Genomic DNA, 19021 nt, shown 5'->3' with positions numbered 1-19021 from the left:
CGGGCCCCCGGCCCGTCGGAGCGGAGGTGCGCGGTGGGGCTGCCCGAGGTCTGCGTCGTCTACGTCCTCCGCGACGGCCCGCGGGGTGCGGAGGTGCTCCTCGGCCGGAAGCGCAGGGGCCTCGGCGAGGGCCGCGTGGTCGCCCCCGGCGGCAAGCTCGAGCCCGGGGAGTCGCCCGTCGACGCGGCCGTCCGCGAGCTGGAGGAGGAGGCGGGGCTGGTCGCCCTCCCGGCCGACCTGGAGCCGCGCGGCGTGCTCGACTACTCCTTCCCCCACCGGCCGGCGTGGAGCCAGCGCTCGCACGTCTTCCTCTGCCGCCGGGTCGCCGGCGAGGTCACCGAGTCGAGCGAGCTCGCCGCCGCCTTCGTCCCGGTCGACGAGATGCCGTTCGACCGGATGTGGGATGACGCCCGCCTCTGGCTGCCGGGCGTGCTGCGCGGGGGCGCGCCCGTGCGCCTCCGGGTCGAGTTCGGCGCCGACCTCGCGAGCGTGGCCTCGTGGGGGCCGGCCGACGCTCAGACGAACGTTCCCGCCACCAGCAGCGCCAGCAGCGAGATCACCGAGGCGATCGAGAGCGTCAGCGAGTAGGCGGTGAACGTGCCCCGCACGGTCAGGCCGAGCACGGACTTGAAGAGCCAGAACGCGTTGGCGTTGACCATCCCGAGGAAGAGCGCGCCGGAGCCGGCGGCCAGGGCGATCAGCGCCGGGTTCACGTCGAGCACGGGGATCAGCGGGGCGACGATGCCGACCGCGGTGATCGCGGCCGTCGAGACCGAGCCGATCGCCGCGTGCAGCACGGCCGCGACGACCCAGGTGAGCAGGATCGGCGAGAGGGCCCGCCCGTCGAAGGCGCCGGCGAGCGCGTCGCCGACCCCGGTTCCTCCGACCACGGCGGCGAGGCTGCCGCTGACCCCGGTCAGGACGACGATCGGGCCGCTGCGGGTCAGTGCTCCGCCCAGTGCCGTGGCCACGGCGCCCTTCGGGAGCGTCCGCAGTGCCGTCGCGTAGGCCAGCACCAAGCCGGCCAGCAGCGCGATGTGCGCGTCGCCGAGGAACCGCAGGAGGGGGACGTCGAGCTCGGCCAGCTGGGTGAGCGAGTTCGCGGCGATCAGCACGATGGTGAGGGCGATCGGAGCGACGGCCAGCGCGAGCGGCACCCGCCGCGTCGCGAGCGCCGTGCCTCCCGTGGCCGCGCCCGCCTCGGGCTCGAGAGCGGGCCCCGGGACCGCCCCGCCCTCGAGGTCGCGCTCGTCCCGCCAGCCGCCGCGCTTCACCAGGGCGCTGTACACCAGCACGGTCAGCACGATTGTGACGATGCCCAGCGGGGCGCCGATGGCGACCATCGACGGCAGGGGAGCGCCCGCGATGCCTGCCGTGGCCAGCGCGGCGGCTCCGGGGACGACGAAGACCACGCCCACGATCATCCCGACGATGGAGGAGCCGGCCAGCAGCCCGTAGCCACCGGCACCGAGCCCCCGCGAGGCCAGACGAGTCAGCGGTGCGCTCATCACGACCAGCACGTCGGAGTAGATCGAGGGGAAGGCGACGCCCAGGGTCAGCGCGTAGGCGACCGGGAGCGCGCGCCGACCGAAGCGCTTCACGAGCCAGCGGGCGAGCAGCGGGGCCACGCCCAGCGCCTCCAGGAGCGATCCGAGCAGCAGGCCGAGCGCGATCAGCAGGCCGATGTCGCCGAGGACCGCGCCGAATCCGGACGTCATCGCGGTCACAGTCCCCTCGCCGCCCTGCCCCGAGACGAGGCCGAGCCCGAGGGCCGAGACGAGGAGGGCGATCACCGGCTCGACCTTCAGCACGACGATCAGGACCACGACGGCCACGATCGTGAGCAGGATGAGGAGCGCGGGCCAGTAGTCGGTCATGGGCGGTCCTTCTGTCGAGGAGCGGGAGGGCCCGGAGACCGGGTCGCCGCGAGCCGTCCAGCCCCGGCCGTGGTGCGCCGCCAGACGGACGATCGCGCGGATCCGCGGAGCCGGGAGAACGCCGCGGAGATGCGGCGCGTCAGCGGAACATACCGATCCCCGACCCTGCTCCCCGACGTCGACGACTTCTTTCGTCATGCAGCGTCGCGAACACGAAGGGGCCGGATGCGCACCGTGCTACTTTCACCGGGCAGACGTCCTCGGGGGGAGGACGCAGCCGCATCTCTCCTCCGTGGTCACCCGCATCCGGACGGCCTCCGCCGTCCGACCCGCCAGGCGCCCTCCGTGGGGCGCCGCCGTCAGCGGGCCACACGACAGCGACGCGATCCGGCCCCGCCCGGACGCGCCCGAGCGCAGCAGGAGCACTACCCATGACGGCACAGATCATCGACGCGACCGATCTCGACGAGCTCCGGCGCGTCGGGCAGGAGCTCCGCGAGGGCGCGACCGTCATCGCGCAGACCGACACGAACTACGGCGTGTTCGCCAGCCCCTTCTCGCGCAGCGCCTGCTTCCGCCTCTACGACATGAAGAAGCGGGACGGCGCGAAGCCGCTCACCCTCTTCGTCTCCGCGCCCCGCGACTGGGCGACCTGGGCCTTCGCCCCGGAGACGGCCGACATGGACGCGCTCGTCGCAGCGTTCTGGCCGGGGCCGCTGAACGTCATCCTGCGCCGCAAGCCCGTCGTCCCGGACTGGGTCACCTCGGGCCAGGACACGGTGTCGGTCGTGCACAACCTCAGCGCCCCGATCAACCTGCTCTCGATATTCGCGGGCCTGCCGCTCGCGGCCACCTCCGCCAACATCAGCGGCACGGTGTCGACCGGACTCGTCGACTTCGACCTCGCCGCGGAGCACCTCGGCGGCGACAGCGACTACCTGATCCGCAGCACCACCGCCCCCGACTCCACGATGAGCAGCACGATCGTCTCCCTCGTGGGCGGCGCGTCGATCGTCCGTCAGGGCGACGTGGGCGCCGACGCACTGCGCGTCGTCGTGCCCTCCCTTGTCTGACCTCGGGCGCGGGGACGCCCCGCGCGGCCGCAGCGCCGCCGGGCTGATCACGGTCTACCGGATCGTCTCGCGCGCCTACTTCCACCTGCCCGTGGTCGCGGTGTTCCTGCTGGCGCGGGGCTACCCGATCCTGGCCGTGGCGCTGCTGCTGGCGCTCTACGGAGTGGTGGCGGCGCTCGCCGACGGCCCGCTCTCGCCGCTCACACGCCGCCTGTCCTCGGCGGGCGCGCTCGTCGTCGGCGAGGGCGTGAAGGCACTGGGCCTCGTCGTGATCGTGCTGGACGCGGATCCGGTCGCCGTCGTGATCAGCCAGCTGCTCGCCGGCTGCGGCTTCTCGCTGACGGCCGGGCGGGACGCCGCGCTGGCCTCCTCGCTGCGCGCCGGAGCCGATGCTCGCCGCCAGGAGACGCGGGTGCAGAGCGGAATGTTCCTCGCCTCCTTCGGCGCGGGAGTGCTCGGGGCCGCCTCGCTCGCGCTCTGGGACCGGCTGCCGTTCCTCCTCAGCGCGCTCGTGTCGTGCGCCGCGCTGGCCGTGGTGCTCCTTGCCCGCCTGCCGCTCGGCGCGAGCGCCGCCTCGGGAGTGGCGGCGCGCGCCGTGCGGCCGGCCGTCCTGCCCGCCGCGGTGCGCTTCTGGTCCCTCTACTACTCCGTGAACCGCGCCGTCCTGCTCGCCGCTTACACCTTCGTGATCCCGCTGCTGCTGTTCCAGGAGCTGCGTCTGACGCTGCCCGCGTTCGGCCTGGTGCTCGGCCTCTACACGCTCGCCGGCCTGGCCGCCGCCCGGCTCTCGCCGCTCATCGCCGGCACGCCCCTGGTCTTCCGGCTGACGGCGCTCACCCAGGTGCTGGGCCTCGCCCTGACCACCCTCGGGGTGCTCGGCGCCGCGATCGCCGGCCTGGCCCTGCTCGGGATCGCGGGCGGCTTCGTGCGGCCCGCGACGATGATCGCCCTGGCGCCGGCGATGAACGGGCTCGAGGACGGCGCCCGGGTCGCGGTGATGCGCGGACTGGAGCGCAACCAGGGGATCCTCCAGGCCGTCCTGCTCGTCGGCGCCGGGATACTCGTCCCCCTCACGGGAGGGACCGCGCCGACCCTCATCGTCCTCGTCGTCCTCGCGGTCCTCGCGCAGACGATCGGGGCCGTCTCGATGCGACGACAGGAGAGGAGGGCCGTCACCGCGGAAGCGGAGTGACAGAGGAAGTCCGGGACGAGCCCGGCGGCGGCGTCCCTCATCCACGTGCAAGGAGTGAAGCAATGCAGCCCATCTACACGTTCTCCGATTCCGACAGATCGACCCTCCAGCAGTCGCTGCTGGCGGTCGCCATCGACCCCTACAAGGACTACGACCGCTTCCGCGACGCGATCGCCGCGCTGATCGACAGCGGCGACGTCCCGCAGGGCTTCGTCGACGCGCTCGCCCGCATCCGGCGCGAGCGCGACGAGAAGATCACCTACGCGCACCTGATCTCGAACAACCCGGTCGACGACGAGATCCCCTGGCTCGACCAGGACGACGCGCTCGAGGACAAGTACCGCAAGAAGCTGACGTTCGTCGGCGAGGGCCTGCTCGAGCTGCAGTCGCAGTACCTCGGCTCGCCGCTGCTCGCGTACGCCACCCGCAACAACGGCGACTTCTTCCAGGACGTCTACGCCGACAACCGCTTCTCGAACACCCAGACGCAGAAGACCGACGGCGAGCTGTACTGGCACAACGAGCGGACCGCGCACCCGGTGCGCGCCGACTTCATCTCGCTCCTGGGACTGCGCACGCCCGAGACCGACCTCGTCTACACGAAGTACGTCGACGGCCGCGAGATCCTGCGCTTCATCTCACCCGAGAACCAGGCGCTCCTGCGCGAGGCGGTCTACATCACCCCGTTCGACGAGCTCTCGCGCGCCCAGAACAAGAACCAGATCGTGTCGGACCAGCACGCTCTGCTCGAGAACGAGCACAGCTTCCGCTACTACGACACCCGGACGGTGCCGGCCGACCCGGACGACCTGCCGCACCTGTGGGCGCTCTGGCAGTTCCGCGATGCGCTCTCGAAGGTCAGCGAGCAGTACCACCGGATCCGCGACGCGGACCTGCTGATCATCGCGAACCAGGACGGCCTGCACAGCCGTCAGCTCGTCGACGTCCAGGACCGCGACAAGACCCGCTTCCGCTGGCTGCTGAAGACGTACTCGTTCCGCGACGCGGCGACCGCGGACCGCCACTCCGACTACTGGCTCGACGGCGTCCGCGGCCGAGTCACCGACTGAGAGAGAAGGAGAACGACATGACCGATCTGACCAGGAGCACGCCCCCGCACCCGCTCGACTTCCTGCCCGCGACGGCGCCCCTGGAGGTGTCCAGCGACGACGTGACCGACGGCGAGCGGCTCGCCGAGGCCCAGGGGAGCGGCGACACCAGCCCGTCCCTGCGCTGGAGCGCCGGCCCCGAGGGCACGCAGTCGTACGCCGTGACCGTGTTCGACCCCGATGCGCCGACCCTCGGCGGCATCCACCACTGGGTCCTGGTCGACATCCCGAAGGAGGTCACCGAGCTGGCCGCCGGCTCGACGGAAGTGGGGCGCCCGGCGCTCAACGACCTCGGGTCGCTCGCCTACGCCGGTGCGGCCCCGCCGCCCGGTGACCGCCCGCACCGCTACCTCTTCACGGTGCACGCGCTCGGAGTGCCGACGCTGCCGGTCGACGAGTCGACTCCGGCCTCGCTGGTCGGCTTCCATCTGACCGTCAACACGCTCGCGCGAGGCTCGCTCACGGCCCTCGCCTGAGCCGTCCCGTCGGCGCGCGCGGCGCGGACGGGCGCGCACCGGGCACCGGAGTCGATCCGGAGCCCGGTGCGCGTCCGTTCGCGGCATCACCGCCGCGGACGACGGGAGGCGATCCGCTAGGCTTCCGCTCGGCCGGGGCCCCGCCCATGGCGTCTCTGGACACCACGAAAGGGAAAGAATGACCAGCACGACGGTGATCGAATGGCGTGAGCAGGCTCCTGCGGAAGCGGTGGACGCGCTCTACGCCCCCGGTGGACTGGTCGTCTGCGCGACCAAGGTCGGCTACATCCTGATGACGACCGACGGAGCGGGCCTCGAGCGCAAGTTCTCGGCCAAGCAACGCAACCGCAACAAGCCGGGCGTCGTGCTCTGCTCCAGCATCGAGCAGCTCACCGAGCTCGCCGAGCTCAACGAGGAGGTCCTCGCCTTCTACCAGAAGCACTGGGACCAGGACGTCCTGCTCGGCTGCATCCTCCCGTGGAAGGCCGAGGCCGTCGACCTGATCGACGAGGACGCCCGCGAGCTGGTCCGCGACGGACGGGGCACCAGCTGCTTCGTCATCCGCTTCGGCCGCCCGGCCGAGCAGCTGGTCGCCACCATGTGGGAGCGCGACCGCACCCTCACCTTCGCCAGCTCGGCCAACCCCTCGGGCGTGGGCAACCGCGGCCGCGTCGCGAACATCGGCGAGCGGATCGAGAACGAGGCCGACGTCATCGTCTCGGCCGACTCCTACGTCTCCTCGATCCAGCCGGACAAGGACGAGGACTCCCGCCACGAGCAGGGCGTCATGGTCTCGATGGTGGACGCCTCGGGCGCCCTCATCCCCGTGCAGGGCGGCGAGCGCTCGATCACCCCGGGCCCCGTGCTGATCCGCCGCGGCCTCGACTACGAGCGCATCATGCTGAACCTCGCCGAGCAGTTCAACTCCTGGGACTACCGCCAGGGCGAGTACTACTGATCCGCTAGCGGATCGCGACGACGGCCGGGCCGGGGCTCGCCCCCGACCCGGCCGTCGTCGTCCCCGGCGTCAGAGCTCGAGCACGTCGCCGGGCTCGAGCGCGTGGTACTCCCCGCCCCCCTCGCGCACGGCCCAGCCGAGCCGGTCGTGGCCGAGCGAGCGCCCCGCCTCCGAGAGCACCTGCTCGTGGGTCGCGAAGGCGTGCCGCGGCGCGATCTCGAGCACGTAGTCCATCGCCTCGGCGATCTTCATCCACGGCGCGCCCGACGGGGCCGCGAGGACCTCGACGTCGACGCCCTCGGGGACGGTGAAGGAGTCGCCGGCGTAGTAGACGCGGCCGCTGACGAGGACGCCCACGTTGTCGATGACGGGGATGCTCCGGTGGATCACCGCGTGACGGGAGCCGAAGAAGCGCAGCTCGAACGGGCCCACCGTCACGACATCGCCGTCGGCGACCGTCTCGACGTCGAAGCCCTCGGCCGCGGCGGCGACCCCGGCCGGGCCGAGGATCCGGAGCGACGGGGCCGCGTCGCGCAGGCGCCGCAGCTGCTCCGGGGTCCAGTGGTCGGCGTGCTCGTGCGTGATCACCACGGCGACGGTCCCGGCCGTCCCCTCGACGGGCCGGGTGAAGGAGCCGGGGTCGAGGACGAGCCGGGCGCCGCCCTCCTCGATCAGGACGCTCGCGTGCTCGAGTTTCGTCAGTCTCATCCTCCGAGCCAACCGCGTCGGCGAGCGGCGGGCAAGGGCCTGCGGGTCGGCGAGCGGATCGGCGGGCCGCTCGATTTGCACGGATGCTGATCCGTGTGCAACACTCTTCGAGTTGCAAAAACGCGGCCCCATCGTTTAGCGGCCTAGGACGTCGCCCTCTCACGGCGGTAACGCGGGTTCAAATCCCGCTGGGGTCACCACGGCAACACGAGAAGAACCCCCGGTCATCCCGGGGGTTCTTCTCGTTTAACGCTCCGGTGTCCACCCCGGTCCGGCTTTCCCGCCCGCGGCGGTGCCCGGCCGGATCGGCGCTAGGATCGCATCCGCGAAGGGGAGTATCCCGACCTTTCCGCTCCCGTCAGTACGCACCGCCCCTGCGCGGCGCCGGGGCGGGACGGGTGACGCGGACCGGCACGGCCGTCCGCTCCCCGGGGAGAGACTTTCGGCCCCCACCCACTCGGAAGGCCCTCATGCTCGATCTGCCCGTCTGGTTCGTGATCGGCTCGTTCGTCGTCCTGAGCCTGATCCTCGCCGCCGACCTGCTGCTGGTCTACAAGCGCCCGCACGTGCCAAGCCTGAAGGAGTCCAGCCTCTGGGTCGGCTTCTACGTCACGCTCGCGCTGATCTTCGCGCTGGCGATGCTGATCCTCGGCGGCGGCGAGCTCGCGGGCCAGTTCGTCGCGGGCTGGCTGACCGAGTACAGCCTCTCGATCGACAACCTGTTCGTCTTCGTCATCATCATGGGGCGCTTCGCGGTGCCGGCGAAGCTGCAGCAGGAGGTGCTGATGGTGGGCATCATCATCGCGCTGGTCTTCCGCGGGATCTTCATCCTCCTCGGCGCGCAGCTCATCGAGAGCTTCAGCTGGATCTTCTACCTGTTCGGCGCGTTCCTGGTCTACACGGCGTGGAACCAGGCGTTCGGCGCGGAGGACGAGGACGAGGGCACCGACAACCTGCTCATCCGCCTCCTGCGCAAGCGCGTGAGGATCTCGGACGAGTTCGACGGCTCGAAGATCCGCACGGTCAAGAACGGCACGACGTTCTTCACCCCGATGCTGATCGTCTTCCTCGCGATCGGCTCGACCGACCTGCTCTTCGCGCTCGACTCGATCCCGGCGATCTTCGGCATCACCGAGAGCCCCTTCATCGTGTTCACCGCGAACGTCTTCGCGCTGATGGGGCTCCGCCAGCTCTACTTCCTGCTCGGCGGGCTGATCGACAAGCTCGAGTACCTCAAGTACGGGATCGCGTTCATACTCGCCTTCATCGGCGTGAAGCTCGTCCTGCACGCCCTGCACGAGAACGACCTGCCCTTCCTCAACGGGGGCGAGCCGGTGCCGGTGTGGGACATCGACACGATCACCTCGCTCGTGGTCATCGTGCTGAGCATGACCGTGGCGACGCTGGCGAGCCTGGCGAAGATGCGCCGCGAGCACCGCCACATCCAGCTGCACGACGGGCACCCCGAGGTCGTCGCGGACGACGCCCGGTCCTCCGCCGAGGAGAAGTGATCCCGCGATGACGACGACCACGGTCGACCTGCCCCAGGGGGCGCTGCGGCTCGCCGTCAGCAGCAGCACCGACGTCGGCGCCGTCCGCCGCGTCAACGAGGACGCCCTCCTCGCCGACGAGCTGCTCCTGGCAGTCGCGGACGGGATGGGCGGGCACGCACGAGGGGACCTCGCGAGCGCAGCCGCCGTCGAGGCGCTGCGCGAGTACCGGCCGACGAGCCTGGGTCCGGTGGACGCGGTGTTCGACCTGGTGGAGGGCGCCAACACGGCCGTGCGCGCGCTCGACGTGGGCGGTGCGCTCTGCGGCACGACGCTGACCGGGCTGATGCTCGTGCTCCCCGAGCCCGCGGGCCCGGCCCGCTGGGCGCTGTTCAACGTCGGGGACTCCCGCGTCTACCGCTGGGACGGTGCCGAACTCCAGCAGCTGACGGTGGACCACTCCGCCGTGCAGGAGCTCGTCTCGGCCGGCCTGCTCACCCCCGAGTCGGCGGAGTCGCATCCCGACCGCAACATCGTCACCCGCGCCCTCGGCGCCGACGAGGAGGTCGAGACGGACGTCTGGACGCTGCCCGTCGTGCCGCGCGCCAGCTACCTGCTCTGCTCCGACGGGCTGACGAAGGAGCTCTCCGACCAGCGGATCGCCGCCCTGTTCGCCCGCCGCGACTCCGGCGACCCTGCCGACCTCGCTCAGGCGCTCGTGCGTGCGGCGGTCGAGGCCGGCGGACGGGACAACGTCACCGTCGTCGTCGTCGACGCCGTGCTCGACGCCCGCGCCTGAGCCGGGCGACTCCGTGCCTCGCCCGCCCGGGAGGCGGGGGAGCGCGGTGCTATTCTCGGTCCATGCTGAGTGGCCCGCACCTCCTTCCGTGCCGCGACGAGACCTCGAACTGACGGCCTCCCTCGTCGCGGTGCCTCGCCCGGCCGAGCAGCGACTCCAGGAGGAGAAGGAACCGTCATGATCGAGACCACACCCGGCACAGCCGCGCCCGCGTCGAGTGGAGCAGGGACCGGCAGGAGAGCCGAGAAGCCGCGCACCCTCGCCGAGAAGGTCTGGGACGACCACGTCGTCGTCGCGGGCGAGAACGGCGCTCCCGACCTGCTCTACATCGACCTGCACCTGCTGCACGAGGTGACCAGCCCGCAGCCGTTCGACGGCCTGCGTGCCGCGGGGCGCCCGCTGCGCCGGCCGGACCTCACCATCGCCACCGAGGACCACAACACGCCGACCCTCGAGATCGGACGCCCCATCGAGGATCCGATCAGCCGCACCCAGATCGACGCGCTGCGCCGCAACGCCGGCGAGTTCGGCGTCCGCCTGCACTCCCTGGGCGACGTCGAGCAGGGCATCGTGCATGTCGTCGGCCCCCAGTTGGGCCTGACGATGCCCGGCGTCACGGTGGTCTGCGGCGACTCGCACACCTCCACGCACGGCGCGTTCGGCGCGATCGCCTTCGGCATCGGCACGAGCGAGGTCGAGCACGTGATGGCGACGCAGACGCTGCCGCTGCAACCCTTCAAGACGATGGCGATCACGGTCGAGGGCACGCTGAAGGAGGGGGTGACGGCCAAGGACATCATCCTCGCGGTCATCGCCCGCATCGGCACCGGCGGCGGCCAGGGCTACATCCTCGAGTACCGCGGCTCCGCGATCCGCGCGCTCTCGATGGAGGGCCGGATGACGATCTGCAACATGTCGATCGAGGCGGGTGCGCGGGCCGGCATGGTCGCGCCGGACGAGACGACCTTCGCCTACCTGCACGGCCGCCCGCACGCTCCGGCGGGCGAGGACTGGGACGCCGCGGTCGCCTACTGGCGGACGCTGCCGAGCGACGAGGGCGCCGTGTTCGACGCCGAGGTCGTGATCGACGCCGACGCGCTCGAGCCGTTCGTCACCTGGGGCACGAACCCCGGCCAGGGCGTCTCGCTCTCGCAGGCGGTACCGGACCCTGACGTCCTCGACGATCCGAACGAGCGCGCCAGCGCTCTGCGAGCGCTGGAGTACATGGCGCTGGAGCCCGGCACGCCGATGAAGGAGATCCCGGTCGACGTGGTCTTCATGGGCTCCTGCACCAACTCGCGGATCGAGGACCTGCGGGCCTTCGCTGCCGTCGTCGAGGGGCGCACCAAGGCCCCCGGCGTCCGCGTGATGGTCGTCCCCGGCTCCGCCCGGGTGCGGCTCGAGGCCGAGGCCGAGGGGATCGACCGGATCGTCACCGCGTTCGGCGCGGAGTGGCGCTTCGCCGGCTGCTCGATGTGCCTCGGGATGAACACCGACCAGCTCGTCCTGGGGGAGCGCGTGGCCTCCACGTCCAACCGCAACTTCGAGGGTCGTCAGGGCAAGGGGGCGAAGACCCACCTCGTCTCGCCCCTCGTCGCCGCGGCCACGGCCGTGCGCGGCACCCTCTCCAGTCCCTCCGATCTGGAGCCGGTCCGCGAGAGAGCAGGAGTCTGACCGTGCAGAAGTTCGAGACCGTCACCGCGATCGCCGCGCCCCTGAAGCGCGCCAACGTCGACACCGACCAGATCCTCCCCGGCATCTACCTCCGCCGCATCACGAAGACCGGCTTCGAGGACGCGCTCTTCCACGGCTGGCGGCAGGACGCGGACTTCGTCCTCAACCAGGAGCGCTACCGCGGCGCCGGCATCCTCGTCGCCGGCCCCGACTTCGCCATCGGCTCCAGCCGCGAGCACGCCGTCTGGGCGCTGCGCGACTTCGGCTTCCGGGTCGTCATCTCCCCCCGCTTCGGCGACATCTTCCGGGGCAACGCCGGCAAGCAGGGACTGCTCGCGGCCGTCGTCTCGGAGCCCGACGTCGAGCGGCTGTGGGAGATCATCGAGGGCACCCCGGGAATAGAACCGACGGTGGATCTGGTTGCGCGTACGGTCACCGCCGGTGGCGAGACCTTCGACTTCGAGATCGACGACTACACTCGATGGCGCCTGATCGAGGGCCTGGACGACATCGGCCTGACCCTGCGCGACGAAGCGCTCATTTCCGAATTCGAGACCCGCCGCGAGAGCTGGCGGCCCAAGACATTGCCGGTGAAATAGCGTGAACACACTTCTTCAGGACGCCAAGGCCCTGCAGGACGCCAAGGCGTCGGGAGCGCGGGTGGGAATGACGACCGAGCGGATCACCATCAACGGCGGGCGACCGCTGGTGGGCCGGATCGAGCTCAAGGGGGCCAAGAACCTGGTCACCAAGGCGATGGTCGCGGCGCTGCTCGGCGAGACCGCCTCCACCCTCCGCGACGTGCCCGACATCAGCGACGTCCGCGTCGTGAAGGGCCTGCTCGAAGTCCACGGCGTCAAGGTGAAGCAGGGCGCCGAGGTGGGCGAGCTGATCCTCGACCCCTCCAACGTCGAGTCCGCGCACTTCGCCGACATCGACGCGCACGCCGGCTCCAGCCGCATCCCGATCCTCTTCTGCGGCCCGCTGCTGCACCGCCTGGGCGAGGCGTTCATCCCCGACCTCGGCGGCTGCCGCATCGGCGACCGCCCGATCGACTACCACCTCGAGGTGCTGCGCAACTTCGGCGCCGTCGTCGAGAAGCTGCCCTCGGGCATCCGGATGTCGGCACCCGAGGGCCTGCACGGCGCCAAGGTGTCGCTGCCCTACCCGAGCGTCGGAGCGACCGAGCAGGTCCTCCTGACCGCGGTGCGCGCCTCCGGCATCACCGAGCTCTCGGGCGCGGCGATCGAGCCCGAGATCATGGACCTGATCAACATCCTGCAGAAGATGGGCGCCATCATCTCGGTCGACACCGACCGCGTGATCCGCATCGAGGGCGTGGACCGGCTCACCGGCTACTCCCACCGCGCGCTCTTCGACCGCAACGAGGCTGCCTCCTGGGCGGCCGCGGCCCTCGCGACCGACGGCGACATCTTCGTCGGCGGCGCCCGCCAGCAGGAGATGACCACCTTCCTCAACGTCTTCCGCAAGGTCGGCGGCGCGTTCGAGATCGCCGAGGACGGCATCCGCTTCTACCACCCGGGCGGCGAGCTCAAGCCGGTCATCATCGAGACCGACGTGCACCCCGGCTTCATGACCGACTGGCAGCAGCCGCTGGTCGTGGCGCTCACGAAGGCCAAGGGCGTCTCGATCGTGCACGAGACCGTCTACGAGCAGCGCTTCGGCTTCGTCGACGCGCTCGTCGAGATGGGCGCGACCATCCAGATCCACCGCGAGTGCCTCGGCGGGCAGGCCTGCCGCTTCGGGCAGCGCAACTTCATGCACTCGGCCGTGATCTCGGGACCCTCGAAGCTGCACGGCGCCGACATCGTCGTGCCGGATCTGCGCGGCGGCTTCTCGCACCTGATCGCGGCGCTCTCGGCCGAGGGCACCTCGACGGTCTCGAACGTCGGCATCATCAGCCGCGGCTACGAGAACTTCCTCACCAAGCTCGAGCTGCTGGGCGCCGACTTCTCGCTCGACGCGTAGCCGCCCACCGGGACCCCGGTGCCGCTGAGGACGACCGTCCTCAGCGGCCCGGGGTCCTGTCGCGCCCGGGCGCGCCCCACGCGGGCGGTTCCGCGTCCTCCTCCAGGCGTCCCCGGATCCGCTTCTCGAGGAGCGCGAGCGTCGTCTCCGGCGCGGGCCGGAGGCTCAGCGGTCCGGGCGACTCGACCAGGACCAGCGTGAGGCGTCCGCGCCGCGTGCCGGCCAGGACGACCTCGAGGGCCTCGCGCGGACGCAGGCCCACCAGCACCCACCGCCGCTCCAGCCGCGCGATCCGCGCCCAGGGCACGACGACGCCCCAGTCGCCGAAGGAGACGGTCAGTCCCCGGCGGCGCGGCACGACCACCGCGTAGGGCCGCAGCGTCGGCAGCGGGAACCGCGGCTCGACACGACGGAGGCCCGCTCCGAGCCGGCCGCGTCCGAGGACCGCGACGCCGCCGGTCGCCTCCGCCTCGACGTGGGCGAGCGGTGCCACCGCCACGCGCCAGAGGGCGTCGACCCCGCCGATCACGAGGGCGACGGCCGCCGAGCCGCCGACGAGGACCGCGAGCGTCAGCAGGAGGCCGTCGCCGAGCGCGGCCGCGTCGCGTCCGGCCTGCGTGGCGAGCAGCACGACTCCCCACACGAGCAGGAGCACCAGGCCGGACTGCGCGATCGGCGAGTCGGCGAGGCGGCCGAGCGCTCGGCCGACGGCGTCCCACGGCGACGGGCGGCGACGCGGACGGGGCGTGCCGGTACCGTACCCGGCGGCCGGGCCGCTCCTCCCACCGCGGGGCCCCGCTGCTCCCGGGCGTGGGGACGCGGCCCCTCCGATGCGGGATGCGAGGATGGGCGGGTGTCTGAGCGAAGCCGTCCGTCCATCTTCTGGTTCCTCGCGGCGGCGGTGATCCCCGTGATGACCGCCTCGGTCGACCTGCGGATCCGGAACGGCGACAAGATCCCGAGCACCGGAGCCTTCGTGTTCGCGCCGAACCACTACAGCGAGATCGACCCGATCATCACGGGCTGGACCCTGTGGCGCGCCGGCCGCGCACCGCGCTTCCTCGCCAAGGCCTCGCTGTTCTCGGTGCCCGTGCTCGGCTCGATCCTGCGCGGCTCCGGGCAGATCCCCGTCGAGCGCTCGGGCTCGGTCCGCGGCAGCGAGCCGCTGAAGACCGCCAAGGCTCTCGTGGACGAGGGCCGCTCGGTCATCATCTACCCCGAGGGCACCCTCACCCGCGACCCCGAGCTCTGGCCGATGCGCGGCAAGACGGGAGCGGTGCGGATGGCGCTGCAGTACGGCCTGCCTGTCGTCCCGGTCGCGCACTGGGGCGCGCAGCAGCTGATGGGCCGCTACTCCAAGCGGATCACCCTCTTCCGCCGCAAGCGCGTCGACGTGATCGTCGGCGACCCCGTCGACCTGTCCGCCTTCCGCGGACGCAGCCTCGACTCCGCCACACTCAACGAGGCCTCCGCGGTCGTGATGGCGGCGATCACCGCCCTGCTCGAGGAGCTGCGCGGCGAGGCGGCGCCCGAGAAGCGCTGGAACCCCTCCGAGCACAACCAGAAGGGCACGGGTCGCTTTGAGTCCGAGCAGTAGGAAGGCGCCCATCCCCGTGCCCCGCCGCGTCGCCGTCCTCGGCGCCGGCAGCTGGGGCACCACGTTCGCGAAGATCCTCGCCGACGGCGGCTCCGACGTCGTGATGTGGGCGCGCCGCGCCGAGCTGGCCCGCGAGATCACCGAGGCCAAGCGCAACAGCGACTACCTCCCCGGCATCAACCTCCCGCGCAACATCCGGGCCACGCCGCGCATCGAGGAGGCGCTGGAGGGCGCGGACCACGTCTACCTCTCCATCCCGTCGCAGTCGCTGCGGAGCAACCTCGAGGCGATCACGCCGTTCCTCACCGAGCGCACGGTGCTGGTGAGCCTGATGAAGGGCGTCGAGAAGGGCACCGGCCAGCGGATGAGCGAGGTGATCGCGCAGATGCTGCCGGTCTCTCTCGACCGGATCGCCGTCGCCTCCGGGCCCAACCTCGCCCTCGAGATCGCCAAGGAGCAGCCGACCGCGGCGGTCATCGCCTCCGAGAGCCTCGTCACCGCGCAGGAGGTGGCTCTCGCGGCGACCAACCGCTACTTCCGCTCCTACGTCAACACCGACGTGATCGGCACCGAGTTCGGCGGCGTGCTGAAGAACCTCATCGCCGTGGCGATCGGCATCGTCGACGGCGTCGGCTACGGCGAGAACACGAAGGCATCGATCATCACGCGCGGTCTCGCCGAGATGACCGACTTCGCGGTCGCGTACGGCGGACGGGCCGAGACGATGGCCGGACTCGCGGGGCTCGGCGACCTCATCGCGACGTCGAGCTCGTCCCTCTCGCGCAACAACACGGCCGGGCGCCTGCTCGGCCAGGGCTACAGCTTCACCGACGTGGTGAAGTCGATGCAGCAGACGGCGGAGGGGCTCGCCTCCGTCGCGCCGGTCCTCGAGCTGGCGCGCGCCAGGGGAGTCGACATGCCCATCGTCGAGCAGGTGTCGCAGGTGCTCGCCGGTACGCTCGATCCGAAGGACATCGCGCCGCACCTGACCACGGATTCGGACGAGCCACAGGGTGAGAGGAACCTCGATGACCAGCAAGCTCCGCGTGGCCGTTCTGTTCGGGGGGCGCTCCAGCGAGCACTCGATCAGCTGCGCAACGGCGGCCGGGGTGCTGCGGGCGATCGACCGTGACCGCTTCGAGGTGATCCCCGTCGGGATCACCTCCGACGGCGCCTTCGTGCTCGAGGAGGACCGTCCTGAGAAGTTCGCTCTCGATGCCGCGTCGCTGCCCCGCGTCGAGGACGACGGCTCCCGTGTGCGCTGGCCGGAGTCGGCCCTCTCGCGTGAGCTCGCCGTGACGACCGAGGACGGCGCGACGCGCTCGCTCGGCGAGGTCGACGTGGTGCTGCCGATCCTGCACGGCCCGTGGGGCGAGGACGGCACCGTCCAGGGGATGCTCGAGCTCGTCGGGCTGCCCTACGTCGGCTCGGGCGTGCTCGCGTCGGCGCTCGGCATGGACAAGCACTTCACCAAGACGGTGCTGCGGGCCGCGGGCCTCGCGGTGGCGCCCTGGTACCTCGTGACCGAGGCGGAGTGGCGCGCCGACCCGGGCGACGCCTCCTCGGCCCTCGACGAGCTGGGCCTGCCCGCGTTCGTGAAGCCGGCGCGGGCCGGCTCGAGCGTGGGCGTCAGCCGGATCGAAGAGCGCGAGCAGCTCGAGGCCGCGCTGGAGGAGGCGTTCGCGCACGACTCGCGGGTGCTGATCGAGTCGGGCATCGTCGGCCGCGAGGTAGAGATCGGCGTGCTCGGCGGCCGCCGCGGTGCTCCGGCCCGCGCCTCCGTCGCCGGCGAGGTGGTCGTCACCGGCCGCGGCTTCTACGACTTCGAGGCGAAGTACCTCGGGGCGTCCGGCATCGAGCTGGTCTGCCCGGCCGATCTCACCGACGGCGAGCTCTCCGAGATGCGGTCCCTCGCGATCCGCGCCTTCGACGCGATCGGAGCCGAGGGCCTCGCCCGGGTCGACTTCTTCCTCACCGCCGACGGCTTCGTCGTCAACGAGATCAACACCATGCCCGGCTTCACGCCGGTCTCGATGTTCCCGCGCATGTGGGGCGCGAGCGGCGTGGACTACCCGGACCTGATCAGCGAGCTGCTCGACTCGGCGCTCGACCGCGTCCCGGTCGCCGCCCGATGACGTCGGCGCTCGCGCTCCGCGTCGAGGCGGGCGCGGCCGCGGCGCCCTTCGAGCAGATCCGTGAGCAGATCACCGCTCTGATCGCCGCGGGCGAGCTGCCGGTCGGCACGCGGCTGCCGCCGGTGCGCGCGCTGGCCGAGACGCTGGGCGTCGCCGCGGGGACGGTCGCCCGCTCCTACCGGGAGCTGGAGTCGGCGGGCCTGGTCGAGACGCGCGGCCGGGCGGGCACGGTCGTCGCGGGAGGCGTGGACGCGCTGGAGCGCGAGCTGCAGGCCGCGGCCGCCGTGTTCGCGTCCCGCGCGCGCGAGCTGGGGGCGACCTCCGATGGTGCGCTCACCGCAGCGAGTCGAGCCCTCGGCGTCTGACGCTGAAGCTCAGCCGGTGGGCGTGTCCGTCGGATCGAGGGTGTCGGCGTCCGAGACGTCGGTGCACTCGCGCGTCTGCGGGACGTAGGAGACGGCGTTCGCCAGGTCGAGCGCGGCGGAGGATCCGGACGCGCGGCTCTGGTCGACGGTGATCTCCACCGCGGGATCGCGACCGTAGGTGGTCAGCGTGTAGATGTCCTCGTCCTTCTGCGTCTCGTCGATGATCCAGTCGACTCCGCTGACGTTCACGCAGAGGTCCGTCGTCGGGCCGGGCACCTCGACTCCGCAGTGGAGGATGACGGCGGCCGGGGTGCCCCAGGCGGCGGTGCCCTGAGCGTTCGTCTCGCGCTCGGGCTGCTCCGCGACCACGTCGGGCAGGCGCACCGAGACCTCCGCGCAGCCGGTGCTCGTCGCATCGGCGGCGGGCTCGAGGGCGACGCTGGCCGAGCAGCCCGAGAGCAGCAGGACGGCGGCGGCGGCGAGAAGGGGGGAGCGGAGTCGGCGGGGGGACATCGCCGTCAACGCTAGCGTGTGAACCATGGCAGAGGATCGGAGTCCCACCCTGGCCGAGCTCAGCGAGGGCGAGGTGCTCGCGAGGGTGCTGGCCCGGCTCGGCGGCCCGGGCGCGGAGACCCTGGTCGGGCCCGGCGACGACTGCGCGGTGCTGCGCGCTCCCGACGGCCGCTTCGTGGTGACCACGGACATGATGGTGCACGGCCCCGACTTCCGGCTGGCCTGGTCGCGCCCGGCGGACCTGGGCTGGAAGGCGGCGGCCTCGAACCTCGCCGACGTCGCGGCGATGGGGGCCCGTCCCACCGGGCTCGTCGTCGCGCTCGCGGCACCCCAGTCGCTGGGCGTCGACGTGCTGGAGGGGATCGCGGGCGGCCTCGCCGCCGGCTGCGCCGCGATGGCGCCGGGATGCGGAGTCGTCGGGGGAGACCTGTCCGCCTCCGCGACGCTGACGCTCTCGATCACGGCGTTCGGCTCGCTCGACGGACGACCGCCGGTGCTCCGCAGCGGTGCGAGGCCGGGGGACGTGCTCGCCGTGGCCGGTCCGCTGGGACGAGCGGGGCTCGGGCTGCGCCTGCTGTTCGAGCAGGCGCGGCGGGACGGGGAGCCGTCGGCCGACCTCGCCGCCCGGCTCCGCGAGCGGCATCCGTCCCTCCTCGAGGCGCAGCTGCGCCCGACCGCGCCGATCTCCGCGGGCGAGGCCGCGGGCGGGACCGCCACCGCGATGATGGACGTCTCGGACGGCGTGGTGCTCGACGCCCGTCGGATGGCGCGTGCGAGCGGAGTGGCGATCGACCTCGATGCCGCGGCGGTCGACGTGCACGCGCGCGGGCTCACGGGCGTGGAGGGCGTGGACCTCGACCTGGCGAGGGCGTTGGTGCTGGGAGGCGGCGAGGACCACGCGATGCTCGCGTGCTTCCCGCCCGCCGCGGCGCTGCCGGAGGGCTTCGTCCCGCTCGGGGTCGTCCGCGAGGGGGACCCGGAGGTGCGCCTGGGCGGGGTCGCGCTCGAGGGGCGCGGGGGCTGGGACCCGTACCTCGGCTGGGACGGCGCGGCGGGCTGAGGCCGC

The 19021-nt window shown here is 72.1% G+C and carries 20 protein-coding genes and 1 tRNA gene; 17 read left to right on the top strand and 4 right to left on the bottom strand.

Features of this window, described 5'->3' with window-relative positions; genetic code table 11:
- The first annotated feature begins 33 nt into the window (after window positions 1-33).
- Window positions 34-588 carry an 8-oxo-dGTP diphosphatase gene (locus C5C57_RS00220; RefSeq protein ID WP_181027084.1) on the top strand — a complete coding sequence of 185 codons (555 nt, stop codon included), beginning with the start codon at window positions 34-36 and terminating at the stop codon, window positions 586-588.
- Here C5C57_RS00220 and C5C57_RS00215 read toward each other — a convergent pair.
- Window positions 516-1877, bottom strand: a complete 1362-nt coding sequence (locus C5C57_RS00215; protein WP_104225615.1) for a GntP family permease — start codon at window positions 1875-1877, stop codon at window positions 516-518. The genes C5C57_RS00220 and C5C57_RS00215 overlap by 73 nt on opposite strands.
- Window positions 1878-2308: 431 nt before the next feature.
- Here C5C57_RS00215 and C5C57_RS00210 point away from each other — a divergent pair, with 431 nt between their 5' ends.
- From C5C57_RS00210 to C5C57_RS00190, 5 genes are all read left to right on the top strand, one after another.
- Complete coding sequence (locus C5C57_RS00210; protein WP_104225616.1) at window positions 2309-2950, top strand: L-threonylcarbamoyladenylate synthase; 642 nt, start codon at window positions 2309-2311, stop codon at window positions 2948-2950.
- Complete coding sequence (locus C5C57_RS00205; protein WP_104225617.1) at window positions 2943-4142, top strand: hypothetical protein; 1200 nt, start codon at window positions 2943-2945, stop codon at window positions 4140-4142. Before C5C57_RS00210 ends, C5C57_RS00205 begins: the two co-directional genes overlap by 8 nt.
- A gap of 62 nt (window positions 4143-4204) precedes the next feature.
- Entirely contained in the window at window positions 4205-5212 is a 1008-nt protein-coding gene (locus tag C5C57_RS00200; RefSeq protein ID WP_104223082.1) for a TauD/TfdA family dioxygenase, read from the top strand.
- A 17-nt stretch (window positions 5213-5229) separates the two neighbouring features.
- Window positions 5230-5727: a YbhB/YbcL family Raf kinase inhibitor-like protein gene (locus C5C57_RS00195; RefSeq protein ID WP_104223083.1), complete on the top strand. Its 498-nt coding sequence runs from the start codon at window positions 5230-5232 to the stop codon at window positions 5725-5727.
- Between the two features lie 178 nt (window positions 5728-5905).
- On the top strand, window positions 5906-6685 hold the full coding sequence (locus tag C5C57_RS00190; RefSeq protein WP_104223084.1) for an L-threonylcarbamoyladenylate synthase: 780 nt from the start codon (window positions 5906-5908) through the stop codon (window positions 6683-6685).
- A gap of 69 nt (window positions 6686-6754) precedes the next feature.
- On the opposite strand, the gene C5C57_RS00185 is transcribed toward C5C57_RS00190, so the two are convergent.
- Window positions 6755-7393: an MBL fold metallo-hydrolase gene (locus C5C57_RS00185; RefSeq protein ID WP_104297143.1), complete on the bottom strand. Its 639-nt coding sequence runs from the start codon at window positions 7391-7393 to the stop codon at window positions 6755-6757.
- Between the two features lie 124 nt (window positions 7394-7517).
- Between C5C57_RS00185 and C5C57_RS00180 the strand changes: the two genes are divergently transcribed.
- The 6 genes from C5C57_RS00180 to murA all read left to right on the top strand — a co-directional run bounded on the left by C5C57_RS00180 (window position 7518) and on the right by murA (window position 13345).
- Window positions 7518-7593 (top strand) — tRNA-Glu (locus C5C57_RS00180).
- Between the two features lie 270 nt (window positions 7594-7863).
- Window positions 7864-8904, top strand: a complete 1041-nt coding sequence (locus C5C57_RS00175; protein ID WP_104297142.1) for a TerC family protein — start codon at window positions 7864-7866, stop codon at window positions 8902-8904.
- Window positions 8905-8911: 7 nt separating this feature from the next.
- Complete coding sequence (locus C5C57_RS00170) at window positions 8912-9682, top strand: PP2C family serine/threonine-protein phosphatase (protein WP_104297141.1); 771 nt, start codon at window positions 8912-8914, stop codon at window positions 9680-9682.
- A gap of 177 nt (window positions 9683-9859) precedes the next feature.
- Complete coding sequence (leuC, locus tag C5C57_RS00165) at window positions 9860-11356, top strand: 3-isopropylmalate dehydratase large subunit (RefSeq protein ID WP_104223088.1); 1497 nt, start codon at window positions 9860-9862, stop codon at window positions 11354-11356.
- A 2-nt stretch (window positions 11357-11358) separates the two neighbouring features.
- Window positions 11359-11955 carry a 3-isopropylmalate dehydratase small subunit gene (gene leuD, locus C5C57_RS00160; RefSeq protein WP_104223089.1) on the top strand — a complete coding sequence of 199 codons (597 nt, stop codon included), beginning with the start codon at window positions 11359-11361 and terminating at the stop codon, window positions 11953-11955.
- Between the two features lie 67 nt (window positions 11956-12022).
- Window positions 12023-13345, top strand: coding sequence for a UDP-N-acetylglucosamine 1-carboxyvinyltransferase (gene murA, locus C5C57_RS00155; RefSeq protein WP_181067970.1), 1323 nt, complete (start codon window positions 12023-12025; stop codon window positions 13343-13345).
- A gap of 40 nt (window positions 13346-13385) precedes the next feature.
- On the opposite strand, the gene C5C57_RS00150 is transcribed toward murA, so the two are convergent.
- Window positions 13386-14000, bottom strand: a complete 615-nt coding sequence (locus tag C5C57_RS00150; protein WP_104233771.1) for a hypothetical protein — start codon at window positions 13998-14000, stop codon at window positions 13386-13388.
- Between the two features lie 198 nt (window positions 14001-14198).
- Between C5C57_RS00150 and C5C57_RS00145 the strand changes: the two genes are divergently transcribed.
- From C5C57_RS00145 to C5C57_RS00130, 4 genes are read left to right on the top strand one after another with little or no spacing between them, the layout of a single operon-like run.
- Complete coding sequence (locus C5C57_RS00145; protein WP_244229445.1) at window positions 14199-14942, top strand: 1-acyl-sn-glycerol-3-phosphate acyltransferase; 744 nt, start codon at window positions 14199-14201, stop codon at window positions 14940-14942.
- Between the two features lie 16 nt (window positions 14943-14958).
- Window positions 14959-16074 (top strand): NAD(P)H-dependent glycerol-3-phosphate dehydrogenase, encoded by a 1116-nt coding sequence (locus tag C5C57_RS00140; protein ID WP_181027083.1) that lies wholly within the window; start codon window positions 14959-14961, stop codon window positions 16072-16074.
- The gene (locus tag C5C57_RS00135) at window positions 15971-17077 is read left to right on the top strand and encodes a D-alanine--D-alanine ligase family protein (protein WP_104297140.1); all 1107 of its coding nucleotides are present in this window, start codon (window positions 15971-15973) and stop codon (window positions 17075-17077) included. The genes C5C57_RS00140 and C5C57_RS00135 overlap by 104 nt, the downstream gene beginning before the upstream one ends.
- Window positions 17074-17442: a GntR family transcriptional regulator gene (locus C5C57_RS00130; protein WP_104223095.1), complete on the top strand. Its 369-nt coding sequence runs from the start codon at window positions 17074-17076 to the stop codon at window positions 17440-17442. The genes C5C57_RS00135 and C5C57_RS00130 overlap by 4 nt, the downstream gene beginning before the upstream one ends.
- Before the next feature lie 9 nt (window positions 17443-17451).
- Here the strand turns inward: C5C57_RS00130 and C5C57_RS00125 are convergent, their stop codons facing one another.
- On the bottom strand, window positions 17452-17955 hold the full coding sequence (locus tag C5C57_RS00125) for a DUF3515 family protein (RefSeq protein WP_104223096.1): 504 nt from the start codon (window positions 17953-17955) through the stop codon (window positions 17452-17454).
- Window positions 17956-17980: 25 nt separating this feature from the next.
- On the opposite strand from C5C57_RS00125, the gene thiL reads away from it, so the two are divergent.
- Entirely contained in the window at window positions 17981-19015 is a 1035-nt protein-coding gene (thiL, locus tag C5C57_RS00120; RefSeq protein WP_104225623.1) for a thiamine-phosphate kinase, read from the top strand.
- Window positions 19016-19021 lie beyond the last annotated feature (6 nt).

It is taken from the genome of Rathayibacter sp. AY1C5, assembly GCF_002931705.1.
In the GTDB taxonomy this organism is placed as follows: domain Bacteria; phylum Actinomycetota; class Actinomycetes; order Actinomycetales; family Microbacteriaceae; genus Rathayibacter.
This window is presented reverse-complemented; position numbering and strand designations above follow the sequence as displayed.